This window comes from Bifidobacterium aerophilum, assembly GCF_010667685.1.
GTDB lineage: Bacteria > Actinomycetota > Actinomycetes > Actinomycetales > Bifidobacteriaceae > Bifidobacterium > Bifidobacterium aerophilum.
Window position 1 is genome coordinate 100,673 of the sequence record NZ_WHZW01000006.1, and the last position, 12,300, is coordinate 112,972.

The 12,300-nt window shown below is 60.0% G+C and carries 17 protein-coding genes and 1 pseudogene; 13 read left to right on the top strand and 5 right to left on the bottom strand.

Translation table 11 applies throughout. The features are described 5' to 3' along the window. Positions 1 to 591 precede the first annotated feature (591 nt). A complete protein-coding gene (locus GFD25_RS03740; protein ID WP_163230090.1) occupies positions 592 to 1,365 on the bottom strand; it encodes a hypothetical protein in 774 nt (257 codons plus the stop codon). Positions 1,366 to 1,415: 50 nt separating this feature from the next. Between GFD25_RS03740 and rpmB the strand changes: the two genes are divergently transcribed. The 6 genes from rpmB to rpmF are packed head-to-tail and all read left to right on the top strand — an operon-like array spanning position 1,416 to position 2,841. Then, on the top strand, positions 1,416 to 1,652 hold the full coding sequence (gene rpmB / locus GFD25_RS03745; protein WP_101625378.1) for a 50S ribosomal protein L28: 237 nt from the start codon (positions 1,416 to 1,418) through the stop codon (positions 1,650 to 1,652). A gap of 57 nt (positions 1,653 to 1,709) precedes the next feature. Beyond that, positions 1,710 to 1,880: a 50S ribosomal protein L33 gene (gene rpmG, locus GFD25_RS03750; protein ID WP_163230092.1), complete on the top strand. Its 171-nt coding sequence runs from the start codon at positions 1,710 to 1,712 to the stop codon at positions 1,878 to 1,880. Positions 1,881 to 1,893: 13 nt separating this feature from the next. Then, positions 1,894 to 2,199: a 30S ribosomal protein S14 gene (rpsN, locus tag GFD25_RS03755; RefSeq protein ID WP_101625380.1), complete on the top strand. Its 306-nt coding sequence runs from the start codon at positions 1,894 to 1,896 to the stop codon at positions 2,197 to 2,199. 56 nt (positions 2,200 to 2,255) lie between these two features. Further along, on the top strand, positions 2,256 to 2,513 hold the full coding sequence (locus GFD25_RS03760) for a type B 50S ribosomal protein L31 (RefSeq protein WP_163230094.1): 258 nt from the start codon (positions 2,256 to 2,258) through the stop codon (positions 2,511 to 2,513). A 38-nt stretch (positions 2,514 to 2,551) separates the two neighbouring features. Further along, a complete protein-coding gene (gene rpmJ / locus GFD25_RS03765) occupies positions 2,552 to 2,674 on the top strand; it encodes a 50S ribosomal protein L36 (RefSeq protein WP_012578244.1) in 123 nt (40 codons plus the stop codon). After that, positions 2,674 to 2,841: a 50S ribosomal protein L32 gene (gene rpmF, locus GFD25_RS03770; RefSeq protein WP_101625382.1), complete on the top strand. Its 168-nt coding sequence runs from the start codon at positions 2,674 to 2,676 to the stop codon at positions 2,839 to 2,841. Before rpmJ ends, rpmF begins: the two co-directional genes overlap by 1 nt. Before the next feature lie 257 nt (positions 2,842 to 3,098). On the opposite strand, the gene GFD25_RS12120 is transcribed toward rpmF, so the two are convergent. After that, the gene (locus tag GFD25_RS12120; protein ID WP_239512382.1) at positions 3,099 to 3,377 is read right to left on the bottom strand and encodes a hypothetical protein; all 279 of its coding nucleotides are present in this window, start codon (positions 3,375 to 3,377) and stop codon (positions 3,099 to 3,101) included. 13 nt (positions 3,378 to 3,390) lie between these two features. On the opposite strand from GFD25_RS12120, the gene GFD25_RS03775 reads away from it, so the two are divergent. Next, the gene (locus GFD25_RS03775; RefSeq protein ID WP_239512383.1) at positions 3,391 to 4,746 is read left to right on the top strand and encodes a metal ABC transporter substrate-binding protein; all 1,356 of its coding nucleotides are present in this window, start codon (positions 3,391 to 3,393) and stop codon (positions 4,744 to 4,746) included. Between the two features lie 533 nt (positions 4,747 to 5,279). On the opposite strand, the gene GFD25_RS03780 is transcribed toward GFD25_RS03775, so the two are convergent. Further along, positions 5,280 to 6,158 (bottom strand): LysR family transcriptional regulator, encoded by an 879-nt coding sequence (locus tag GFD25_RS03780; protein WP_163230098.1) that lies wholly within the window; start codon positions 6,156 to 6,158, stop codon positions 5,280 to 5,282. 169 nt (positions 6,159 to 6,327) lie between these two features. On the opposite strand from GFD25_RS03780, the gene GFD25_RS03785 reads away from it, so the two are divergent. The 3 genes from GFD25_RS03785 (at position 6,328) to GFD25_RS03795 (ending at position 8,376) form a co-directional block, all read left to right on the top strand. After that, on the top strand, positions 6,328 to 7,125 hold the full coding sequence (locus GFD25_RS03785; RefSeq protein WP_163230100.1) for an AzlC family ABC transporter permease: 798 nt from the start codon (positions 6,328 to 6,330) through the stop codon (positions 7,123 to 7,125). Continuing rightward, positions 7,125 to 7,460, top strand: a complete 336-nt coding sequence (locus tag GFD25_RS03790) for a branched-chain amino acid transporter permease (RefSeq protein ID WP_163230102.1) — start codon at positions 7,125 to 7,127, stop codon at positions 7,458 to 7,460. Before GFD25_RS03785 ends, GFD25_RS03790 begins: the two co-directional genes overlap by 1 nt. Positions 7,461 to 7,551: 91 nt before the next feature. After that, entirely contained in the window at positions 7,552 to 8,376 is an 825-nt protein-coding gene (locus GFD25_RS03795) for a PhzF family phenazine biosynthesis protein (protein ID WP_204314758.1), read from the top strand. Between the two features lie 67 nt (positions 8,377 to 8,443). Here GFD25_RS03795 and GFD25_RS12525 read toward each other — a convergent pair whose 3' ends face one another. After that, the gene (locus tag GFD25_RS12525; protein WP_420837543.1) at positions 8,444 to 9,238 is read right to left on the bottom strand and encodes an ATP-binding protein; all 795 of its coding nucleotides are present in this window, start codon (positions 9,236 to 9,238) and stop codon (positions 8,444 to 8,446) included. A 25-nt stretch (positions 9,239 to 9,263) separates the two neighbouring features. Next, the gene (locus GFD25_RS12530; RefSeq protein ID WP_239512385.1) at positions 9,264 to 10,094 is read right to left on the bottom strand and encodes an AlbA family DNA-binding domain-containing protein; all 831 of its coding nucleotides are present in this window, start codon (positions 10,092 to 10,094) and stop codon (positions 9,264 to 9,266) included. Between the two features lie 812 nt (positions 10,095 to 10,906). On the opposite strand from GFD25_RS12530, the pseudogene GFD25_RS12135 reads away from it, so the two are divergent. The 3 genes and pseudogenes from GFD25_RS12135 to GFD25_RS03815 all read left to right on the top strand — a co-directional run. Beyond that, positions 10,907 to 11,391: pseudogene (locus GFD25_RS12135) on the top strand (aldo/keto reductase); the annotation flags it as partial. Positions 11,392 to 11,490: 99 nt separating this feature from the next. Further along, positions 11,491 to 11,640 carry a hypothetical protein gene (locus GFD25_RS03810; protein ID WP_204314759.1) on the top strand — a complete coding sequence of 50 codons (150 nt, stop codon included), beginning with the start codon at positions 11,491 to 11,493 and terminating at the stop codon, positions 11,638 to 11,640. 184 nt (positions 11,641 to 11,824) lie between these two features. Then, complete coding sequence (locus GFD25_RS03815; protein WP_163230104.1) at positions 11,825 to 12,247, top strand: (deoxy)nucleoside triphosphate pyrophosphohydrolase; 423 nt, start codon at positions 11,825 to 11,827, stop codon at positions 12,245 to 12,247. The last annotated feature ends 53 nt before the right edge of the window (positions 12,248 to 12,300 follow it).

Consider the following 12,300-nt stretch of genomic DNA (forward strand, 5'->3'; position numbering starts at 1 on the left):
CTCAACCGCAAACGACAATCAAACCGGGCGCATCTCCCGAAGAACCTACGGAGCAATCACAAATAGCATCACCGCAGGAAACCACTCCGAATTGTCGATTTCTGGTGACTTGTCCATAGCCTGAACGCCTCGGGACAGCCATAACGGCACAGTTATCCACAGGAATGCGACACATCGTCGCATTCGATTGACGGAAAAGCGGTTTCCCGTAGCCGATTACCTCCCTGCCAAGCAGGGCCCCTCTACATCCGTACATCCATCCGCGACAGGTTGGAGTCCGCAGGCCAATGCTCAACCCCAACGCCGACGACCACATTCAACCACTTGCAACCGGCGTCCAGCAGTTGCTCGCCGTCAACCGGAATACATCGAGCCCCACCTCCCGCACAACCTTGGGATTTTATGATTATGTGCGATTCTTTACTGTTCTCCGACTCCCTTCCAGAGTAATGCAGAGGGCGCCTCGGCATGAACCGAAGCGCCCTTGAATACCAGGAGCCTTCCCCGATAGCGCGAGTCCACTCCCCTCGGCACAATGCCGCGCCGCACCATCGCGCGCTGCCGCACAGTGCCGTTTCCTGACACGTCACTTCACAGCAGCGGCGAAACAACGCCGGACGTCTTCCTCACCACATCGGCAAGCCCCACGGTGTGGGCATCCTCGCAGATCAGCGCATCGGCCGAGGCGATCGCCCGGATGATGTCGCGGCATTTGCATTCGCCGTCCGCGTCCAGATGGCGAGCCAGGCAACCGGCACCGACCACCGGCAATTCGAGCACGCACGAGGCCTCACGAATCAAACGGGAAACCACCGCGCCGGTGGATCGCTCGTCATAGACGCCATCCGCCTCACCCATGCCGTAGAGGCACAGCCGGTCGTCGTCAAAGAAGCGCTCCTCGAATTCGTCAAGACCCACGGCATTGGCGATGGCACCCACGAACATCGACTCGCCCCACTCATTGATGCGGAAGGAATCGGCCAGGTACTGCGCGATCGGCGCCGCTTCAAGACCCACCGGCAACGAGACCAGGAATACGCCCGCCTGCCCGCACAGCGACTCCAGCACCCGCTCGAGATCATGCTTGACGGTGCAGCTCAGGCAACACTCCTCGAGCCCGAATGAGTCGGACTCGCCGAACGCCACCCCGCTCGCCTGCGGACGCACGATGTTGCGGATGATGTCGAGCCCCGACTCCACGGCACCATTAGGACGCACGTCATAGGAAATCGAACACACAGACGGGCATGAGTCGACAAGCGAGAACGCCACCGAGTCGGTGCTGAGCCGATCGGCGCCAGTAAGCAGCACCACGGGAGTGCTCCCCTCCGCGTTTCCCTGTGATTGCAATGTCGGATGAATCATGACAGCCTTTCTGATTTGATAATGGTTATCATTATGATATAGTCGCAGGCATGTCCAAAACATGTCAAATTCTGGGAACGCGCGCCGGGGTCGGCAACAGCGTCTCCCACTCGCACAGGAAAACACGCCGAACGTTCGCCCCGAACCTGCAATCCAAGCGGTATTGGGTGCCGTCCCTGCAGCGCCACGTCACCCTTACCGTGAGCGCCCGGGGCATAAAGACCATCGACCGCATCGGCATCGAGGCGGCCCTCGCGCGCATTCAGCGCAATCAGGAACTCAACTGACGCGCGCAAGACGCGATCCGCACTCCATACCCTGACACCCGATAGAAAGCACCAATCATGGCAAGCAAATCCGCCGCAGTACGTCCGGTCATCACTTTGCGATCCACCGCAGGCACCGGCTTCACCTACACCACCGCCAAGAATCGCCGCAACACACCGGATCGCCTCGAACTCATCAAGTTCGACCCGGTGGTCCGCAAACGGGTGCCGTTCCGGGAAACCCGCTGAGAAGGAGCCAGACATGGCCAAAACCAGTAAGATCAACCGGCAATTGCAGCGCGAACGCATGGTCGCCAAATACGCTGAACGCCGCGCCGAGTACAAGCGCGACAGCGTCAACCCGCATCTGAGTGCCGAAGAACGCGCCGAGGCGATGCGCAAACTGCAGGCACTTCCCCGCGACGCCAGTCCCACCCGCCTGCGCAACCGCGATTCCATCGACGGCCGCCCGCGTGCCTACAACCGCAAGTTTGGACTCTCGCGCATCAACCTGCGTGAGAAGGCGCACAAGGGCGAGCTGCCCGGCGTGGTGAAGTCCAGCTGGTGATTCACCGGCGCGGCCGCAATCCAATAACCATCAATCACAACCAAAGGTCCATAACCATGCAAGAAGGCATCCACCCCGAATACGGCCCCGTGGTCTTCTATGACCGCTCCGCCGACAAGTACTTCCTGACCAAATCCACACTGGTTTCCAAGGCCAACAGTCTGCCGACCATCGACTGGGAGGACGGCAACACCTACCCGCTCGTCAACGTGGAGGTGTCCAGTTACAGCCACCCGTTCTATACCGGCAAGAACGTGGTGCTCGACACCGCCGGCCAGGTGCAGAAGTTCAACGCCCGATACGGCAGGAAGTAGTCCGAACCCACCCCATCCGCAACAAGAAAGGAACGGATATGAAAGTCAAAGCATCAGTCCGCTCACTGGCTCGCAAAGACGGTTCCTATGTTGTCCGTCGGCGCGGCCACCTGTACGTGATCAACAAGAAGAATCCCCACTGGAAGGCAAGGCAAGGCTGATGGCACTTCCCAAATACAAGACGTCCCGAGCCAACACGCATTCTCGCCGAGCCAATTGGAAGGCCAAAGTACCCCAGTTGGCCACGGTCAGAACGCCCGAAGGCGAAGTGGCTCAGGTTCCGCAGAATCTGGCCGCCGCCGTACGAAAGGGGTATATGAAACCATAACCACCATCGATGGATTCCACATCCACCAAGTCTCGCAACAACATGACAGCGGCGGCTCCGCCCCGAATAGTCACGGCACGTGTTCTTCTCCTATTTCCTCCACATGCCGCCGTTCACGGGCGCGAACCGCCGCTACCATATCGACCGACCATCCGCATATATCCACACGCATTTTCGAGAGAAAAACATTAGGTAGAAAGTCAGAGCATGACTGATCCAAATACCAGCCAGCCCTCAACCAACCACTCCAAGAACCATCAGACCGACAGCCCGATTGGCGGCAGTGCATCCGATAGCACCGCGCGCAGCAGCAATGCATCCGCTGTCACAACCACCGTCTCCAAACGCAACACCATCATCGGCATTGTCGTCGCTTTCGTTATCGGCGCCGTACTAGGCGTCTTGATTCTCGGCGCATTCACCTTCCTCAAGCCAAACGGCTCGACTTCATCAACCGTAGGCAACACCACGAGCCCAGCCGCAGACGCCACCAATGACTCCTGCGACACCACCTTCACCGTGGTCGCCTCAGTCAACCAATGGGGATCCTTGGCCCAACAGCTCGGCGGCTCCTGCGCCACAGTGACTTCGCTCATCAACTCGACCTCCGCCGACCCACACGATTACGAGGCCACCGCATCCGACCTGGCCAAACTTGCCAAGGCGGACATCGTGGTGCTCAACGGCGCAGGCTATGACGGCTGGGCTGAGAAAGCACAGCTTGATACCAAGCGTCAGGCCGTTGTGAACGTGGGCGATCTCATGGGCATCACCGCCACCGAGGAGCACGAGCATGACCACGACCACGCCGACGGCGAGGAAGGACATCATCATCACCACGGTTCCACGAACCCGCACCTGTGGTTCAGCCCCGAAGCCGTGCTGAAAGCCGCCGAGGCCATCAACGCCGCCTATACGGACAAGGCCGGCGCGAGTTCCGCCACCGCCGCCACCGCTCAGCGTCACTTCAACGAGTGGAATGGCGAGTACGCCGACTTCGTGACCCTGGTGAACAAGGCCCGCTCCACCGACGTGCAGCGCCGCTATGTGGCCACCGAATCCATCATCAGCTATCTGCTGGAATACATCGGTGCAATCGACAAGACTCCCGCAACTTACACGAACGCGATGAACAGCGAAGCCGAGCCCTCCGCGGCGGACCTCAAGAACGCCATGGGCATCGTCTCCGGCAATGACGTGGACCTGCTCGTCGTCAATCCGCAGGAAATGAACGGCTTCGCCAAGAAACTCAACGATGCCGCGCAATCCAGCAACAAGACGATCATCTCCGTAACCGAACAGCTGCCGGAGAACCAGAAGACGCTGCTTGGCTGGCTCACGCTGATCGCCAACCAGGCTCTGGCCACCGACACCACCAACGGTTACTTCCTGACCCAGGACGTCAAGGACCGCAGCCTGTCCGACTACGAGGGCGAGTGGCAGTCCGTCTACCCGCTGCTCCAAGACGGCACACTCGACAAGGTGATGGAGGCCAAGGCCAAGAAGGGCGACATGACCGCAGCCGAATACACGAAGTACTACGACGCCGGCTATAAGACCGATGTGGAGAGGATCGCCATCAAGGGCGATCAGATGAGCTTCACCCGAGGCGGCAAGACGGCCACCGCCACCTATGAGTACAGCGGCTTCAAAATCCTCGACTACGCCAAGGGCAATCGCGGCGTGCGCTATCTGTTCACCGCCACCGGCGACGCGCCCGAAGGTGCACCGAAGATCGTGCAGTTCTCGGATCACGGCATCGCGCCAACCAAGGCCGCGCACTTCCACATCTTCATGGGCAATGATTCCCAAGAAGAGACCTTGAAGGAAATGGACAACTGGCCCACGTATTACCCGGCGTCCATGAGCAAGGAGGAAGTAGCCACCGAGATGCTGGCTCACTGATTCCTTCCCTGACCCGCGATGCCGCCTTCTGCCCCGGCAGATACCGGTATCGCACCATGCAATACGGGGATACTTGCGTATGCGCAGGTATCCCCGTTGCCATATTCATCCCGCCGCCAGCATTTGACCCTCAAAGTACATGCTCACACGAAGTACCAGATACCATCCGCATTTCATATGACAATAACTTTGTGTCTGCTGGAATCGCTCAAACGATTACCATTCCCAGCGGTGTAGCTGGTTTCACTTCTAACGGTTGCGGAGCTTGGGAAAAGCAATAATCCACCTTATTCATTTTTTTTTGTTATCCATGCCCGCGCATACACAATGTGCACAATCGCGCACATTCACTGTTTTTGCAGTGGCGTGGCATGACACATATTCCAAGATGACCGAATCCCACGATTTTCGTGCCATGCGAATGCATAAAGTCCGAAAATGCGTTGGCATGGCACAATTGAATGCCACGTCAGTGCGAATCAGACGATTTTACGTTCGTGTGCACACATGCAACACATCGCTCGCAGATCAGTTCAGGGTAACGTGTCGATGTTATCGCGCAGGTGCTCGATGAACCGTCTGGCCGCCAGTGGAAGCCTTTCGCGATCGGCGTAGGCGATGGCGATGGTGCGTTGCACGGGCGGGTCAGTGGGACGTAAGGCGAGTCTGTAGTTGGTGCTGGTACGGTGGAGGATGAGTTCGGCGAGGATGCTGAAACCCAATCCAGCCTCGACCATGGTCATAATCGAATAGTCGTCGTGGATGCGCAGCCGCACGTTCGGTTTAAGCCCAATTGACGTGAATGCCTCCAACGGCTCGGAATAGTGGCCTTCCTCCAGCAAGATCATGGGTTCCTTGGCGAGCTCGTCCAGCGGCACCCGATCGAGTGCGGCGAGTGGGTGGTCTTGTGGCAGGACGGCAAGCATGGCACCCCGTTTGATAGTGATGGTCTGTACGTCGCGCGCGGCGGCGGGGTTGATGAATCCGAAGTCGATGGTGCCGTTGTGGATCCATTCCTGGATGGTGGTGTAGTCACCTTGATGCAGGACGAACCGCACGTTCGGGTGGCGTTGCTGGAATCCACTGATGAGTCCGGGCAGCCAGTGGGCGGAGATGCTGGCGATGGTGCCCATACGTATCACGCCGGTATCGAGACCGAGGATCTCGTCGGTCCGTTCGCGGATACGCAGACCGTCTTCCACATAGCGCTCGATGAGTGGGTAGAGCTGCCGCCCCTCCTCGGTGAGCGTGCATCCGCCTCGCTGCCGGTTGAGCAGAGTGATGTCGAGTTCCTTCTCCAACGAGGCGATCATCTGGCTGACGGCCGACTGGCTGCATCGCAGTTCGTCGGCGGCCGCGGAGAAGCTACCGTATTCGACGATGCGCCGCAGGGCGAGATACCGGTTGTCCATGATTGTCCATCATAGACGATGCATAAGTATTGCTTATGCATCCATTAGCAGATTTGATTGTACTTATCGTATGCGCCCGTCATACGATGGCCGCCATCGGACACGTCCAGCGCAGTTGGATTGTTCGACCCATGCACGGGGACATCAATGAAGGAAAGGATCTCCCGATATGGCGTTGTTGCGTACGGCGTTCCGAGCCGCGTTACCGCCCACGCTGCCGATCGCCGCCGGCTTCCTGTTTTTCGGCGGATCCTACGGACTGCTTATGCATGCCAAGGGATTCCCGATCGTGTACCCGCTGGCCATGGGCTATGTCATCTTCGCCGGGTCGATGGAATTCGTCACCGTGAATTTGCTGCTGTCCCCGTTCGCCCCGTGGTCCGCGTTCCTGTTGGCGATCATGGTCAACGCACGTCATCTGTTCTATGGCCTGTCGATGCTGGACACATTCCGCGGCCTGGGCTGGAGAAAGCCGTATCTGATCTTCACGATGATCGATGAGACGTTCGCTATCGATTCCAGCATGCATATTCCGGCACTGGTCGACCGGGGATGGTTCATGGTGTTTGTCTCCGCCCTCTGCCGCTCCTACTGGTTCGGCGGCATAGCGTTGGGCTGGCTGGCCGGCGGCGTGCTGCCGTTCGACACCAAGGGCATCGAGTTCGTGCTCGCCGCCCTGTTCCTGTCGATTCTCCTTGAACAGTGGGATGACGACCGGAGCCGGAAGGAAGACGACGGCAGCCGCCCGCGCCCACACCTGGCGATCACGGATTTCATGGATTCGGCGCGGTCTCATGCGTCTGCGCTGGACGGGTTGTCGGTCTCCGCGATCTGTCTGGCGCTGTTCGGCCCGGACCGGTTCATGATTCCGTCCATGGCGCTGATGCTGGTGGCGTTCCTGATATTGCGTACGAGATTGGAAGCCGCGGACGACGAGCACGGCATCCGAACCGGGGAGGAACAATGATGACCATGACCACATGGCAGGCCGTTGTGACCATCGCGGCGGTCTCGTTGGGCACCATGCTCACCCGCTTCCTGCCGTTCACGCTGTTTCCCGATTCACGCCGACCGCCCAGAACCGTGACCTATCTCGGCAGGGTGCTGCCGCATGCGATGACCGGCCTGCTGGTGGTGTACGCGCTCAAGGACGTGTCATTGTTCTCCGGATTCCACGGGGCGCCCGAGGCGATCGCGGTCCTTGTCATCGTGCTACTGCATCGGTGGCGTCACAGCATGCTGGTGTCCGTCGCCGGCGGAACCATCGTGTACATGATGCTCGTCCAGCTGGTGTTCGTGTGACGGGCCTGCGGCCTTCCGCCTCGTTTTTTGGGAGGGAGATTCATGGCGACGGACATCCGACGGTAGACAACGAAAGCAATGGGAGATAGGTATGACTATGCGGCAGTATGTGGTGGATGCGTTCACGGGCAGGGTGTTCAAAGGTAATCCGGCGGCGGTATGCCTGCCGGAATCGTGGCCCTCTGACGAACTCATGGCGGACATCGCGATGGAGAACCGGTTCTCCGAGACCGCGTTCATCGTACGCGAGCCGTCGGGATGGCATCTGCGCTGGTTCACGCCCGGCGGCGAGATCGACTTGTGCGGGCACGCGACGCTCGCCTCCGCGTATGTGGTGCTGCGGTTCGTGGAACCGGACGCCGACGTGGTGCGGTTCCGCACGATGAGCGGCGTGCTGACCGTGACCCGGCGGCGGAGCGACGGGCGTGATGGCGACGACCAGGCCGGCGACGTGTTCACCATGGATTTCCCCGCCTTCGACCTGAAGCCCACCCCGGTCACCGACGTGATGGAGCAGGCGTTGGGCGCCCGTCCGGTTGAGGCGTGGCTCGGCCGCGACCTGCTGTGCGTGATGCCCGACGAGCGGACCGTGCGTAATCTCAATCCCGACCAGGGGCTGCTTAAGGGCCTGCCCGGTCTGCTGGCCAACGTCACGGCAGCCGGAGACGCGGGTTCGGGCTTCGACTGTGTATCCCGCTCGTTCGCGCCGAAACTCAACGTCCCCGAGGACCCGGTTTGCGGTTCCGGCCACTGCCATATCCTGCCGTACTGGAGCAAACGCCTCGGCAAGAACGCGCTCACCGCGTATCAGGCCTCGGCGCGCGGCGGCGTCATCCACGCCACGGTCGGCGACGGCCGCGTCAGCCTCGGCGGCGGCGCGGCGCTGTTCTCCATCGGCACCATCCTGCCCGACTGATGGCCGATATGACACTCGCCGCGTTGGCGGCGATGACGAGCTACCGCATTGACGCCAACCGGCACCGCTACATGACTGTATAACGCACCCACCGGCCACGACCGACGACTTTCAACCTCCCGGCCTTAACAAGCTTGGACAACTGGTAATACGCCTGATTGGCGTCGATGTGCAGCAGCTCCATGACATCCGCACGCGTGACGCCATGCTGTTCCGTAGCCAATTTCATGATGAGTTCCGGCCACCTCACACGGTCGATGTCCGTCTGACGCACGTATTCGATGGTCCTGCCCACACGCCCGTACACCTTGGATCCCAAGGTGTAGGCACGACGGGAGCCACTGCCGGAACCTTCGATCAAGCCCAACTCCGTAAGCTGACCGAGCATGGCGCGCAGACGCTGTTCGCTCATATCGAGCTCCCTGCGCATGGTCTCGAAGGTGCAACGCCTCTCGTTCTTGAGCATGTTGAGAATCAGCAGACCATTGACGGGCATCGTCTTACCCGTGCGCTCCTGCTCTTCGGCCAGCATCCGCACGAATTCGACGTCGGGCGCGCTACGCTGCAGATATACGGACACGTTGCGCTCGTTCGATGCCGTGTAATCGGGCAACGGGCGGCCGTAATGCAGCGATCCTTCGTAGATACGGTCGATGCCGCGTCCCGTACGCTCGGCCAGCCCCGTGCGCTTGAGCGCGTCCATCAGACAGGGGTTACGCCCGTGAGGCTCGGCGGTAAGCAGGTTGTGGATGTTGATGCCCTCCACGAATCCGCCGGGGTTGGCGATGGTCAGTCCGGCATCGTCCAATTGCACGCGCACACGCCCAAGTAGGGTGTAGTCACGATGGCCGAACGCGTTCACCAGCGCCTCACGGAACGCCCTATGGTCAAACTCCGGCACCATCGTGGAGAACAGCCCGACGGATAGCTCGACGCTCGGATTCCAAGGGGGAGAACATATCGTTGATCTGCTCGATGGTTTTCAACAGCGGCCCGCTGTAATCCTGATTGACCTTGATGTCCGTACCGGACATGACCTGGAAGGAAGCCCGATGGGTCGGAACGAAACGTTTCAACGATTCCTCCTTGCCCAACAGCAACAGTCCGGTCAGCGTCGGCATGGCTTTGCCGTCGACGGTCACCGTCAACTGCAGGGCTTGCTCCAGCTCCTCGTCAGTAAGCTCCAGCAGATTACGGTCACTGGACTGGTAAGTACCGATGATTCGGCGCAAGCGTTCACGTTCGAGGGGATCGAAGTCGTCGCGGGTCGCGTCCGGCACCGGCTGCGCCGAGAAATCCAAACGGCCCAAATCGGACAAGCGCGTCGCAATCTCATACGGATACATCGGCACGCTTTCCGGCGTGCTGTCCGCCTTCATACGACGACGCAACACCTTGCCCAATTTAGTGGAGACCACACTACGCGATTTCGGCACATCGATCTGCATCACCGGCACTTCCGAGGTCCCGACAATCTGAGTGCGAGCGGAGACCGGAGGAACCGTGCGATTGGCGATCATCGTCGCCAGGCCGACCGCATCCTGATGCTCCTTATTGAGTCCGGTCGGGGTGCCATCATCCTCGACGCCCAGATATACCGTGCCGCCATCCGAGTTCGCCAGCGCCACAACCGCATCAAGCAGGTCATCATCAGGCAGGCGCTTCAGATCGCTCTTGAATTCCAACGACAACGTCTCTTTGCCGTATTCATGCGCCATAGCGAGCTCCAATCCGCCAAAATGTTCTCGATACGCTGAATACACTGAATTCAGTGTTGAATAACTGAATTCAGTGTATTCAGCGTAGAATTCAGCGAAAGCGATGCCGCAACACGGCCATCGGCGCAGCGAGTTTGCGCGCATCCCACGCCCTGCAGCACCGTAAAAGCCCGTCACGATACGCCGTGGACGTGGTAACGGAGGTGGCGAGGCGAGCGCATGAATCCCGCAAACCCCAAGCGGCAGTAAGGTGGAACCGCCCTGAAGGTTGAGGTCTCGTATCCTTCGCTATCAGGGTTTTCAGAGATTTCTGAAAACCTTTTTTGTTGCCAAAATAGCGGATTTCGGGTTATAGGCCGAATTGTGTGTTTGGTGGTCTGGTCGTTCGGCGGCCATTGGACTCGGTGGCGGAAGTCGGTCCGGCTGATGCTTATGCGGGTTCTTTCGGGCATTATGCCTGTCGTTGGTGTGCCACGGTAGCGGATTTAAGGTGATTCTGGGCTACCGTGGCAAGCGTCGTGATGGTGGGGAAATCCCGTCATTTCGAGAATGGCGGAATTCTGCGGTTTTGCGAGGGCGCATGTTGTCCCGGTTCGCGCAGTAACCGCTTACCCTCCCTGCCGTGGCAAAAATGCGTGCCACGGCAGCGGTTTTTCGTCGATTTTCCTCTACCGTGGCGCAAAAGAAGCATGACGGTCCCATGTAACGGTTTTTGGCTTATGCCATACGGAAGCAGGAGTCGGATGCTGAGCGTCCTGAGCCGGCTCTCGCGAGGCTTGCGTTCGATCGGCGGCCGGAATCACGCTTCTTCCGGCGTCATCCGCGCGATCGGCGTGAGCAGCTTCGTGCCGGACCGACTTGCCGACATGGCCACGTTCAACGAGATCGCGCCGATGGTCGACCAGGTCGAAACCAACCCGTTCAACCATCAGATCAAAGCGCACGAGACCATGGCCAAGTACGGCGTGGCGCAGGAGGCGTGGGCGCCGTTCAGCGAAGGCCGGTCCGGCATGTTCTCGCAGCCCACGCTCACGGCGATCGGCGAGCGCTACGGCAAGTCGGCCGCCCAGGTCATCCTACGCTGGCTCACGCAGCGCGACATCATCGCCCTGCCGAAGTCCACGCACAGGGAGCGCATGAAGCAGAACATCGACATCTTCGATTTCACGCTCACGGACGACGAAATGACTGACATCGCGGCGCTCGACACCGGCACCAGCCTGTTCTTCGACCACGGCACCCCGAGGCCATCGAACTCATGGCGAGACTGCTCAAGGAACGCGTCGGACGTGAGTAGCGGAACGGCCGTGGCCGTCCGACAGTCATGCTGGTCGCAGGGCATCGAGGCCCACATTCTGGGCATGCGCCGCATACGGCCTTCGGCACGCCGTTGGGCATGCTGGTGTTCGGACCGCTGGCCGACATGATCGATGTGCGGCTCATCTTCATCATCGGTGGCGCTCTTACCATCCCGCTGGGATGCTGGCTGGGTCATGTCGGCGCCGTCACGCCGCGGGCGGATGCGGCGGGGCAGAACGGCCGGTGACGCGGACCGGTGACGTCGACTCGGTAGCGTGATGGCCGGAGACCGTCGCACTATTTGGGCAGTGCGTGCTCCTTGCCGTTCCGGCCAACGGCAGGGAGCACGCGTCAAGCGTTGAAACCGTGACAAGGCGGTTCGCCGCACGTGGTTTATGGGGCGCGGATGCCGCGTTGTATCCTGGTGAGTCATGGAGGCAGCGGAACAGCCAAGAATCATCAATGTCGTTGGCGCGGCGATCGTGCGCGACGGGACGGTGTTGTGCGCACGGCGCGGTCCGAGCAAGTCGCTCGCTGGTTATTGGGAATTTCCCGGCGGCAAGATCGAGCCGCATGAGACAGCGCGGCAGGCGTTGCATCGTGAGATCGAAGAGGAGCTGTTGTGCGAGGTCGACGTGGCCGATGAAGTATGCACCAGCGAATACGCGTACGACTTCGGCACGGTGCGATTGACGACGTTCATCTGTCACCTCATCTCCGGCACGCCTCGGCTCACCGAACATACGGATATCCGATGGATGGAACCGGACGAGATGCCGCGATTGGATTGGGCGCCGGTCGATAGGGAAGCAGTTGGTATTATCGCGAAGAAACGGCAGTTGCTGGTGCGCTAAATGGTTGGTCGGAGTTGATGTGTTGGGTGTGTCACCCCCTCAGTCAGCTTTGC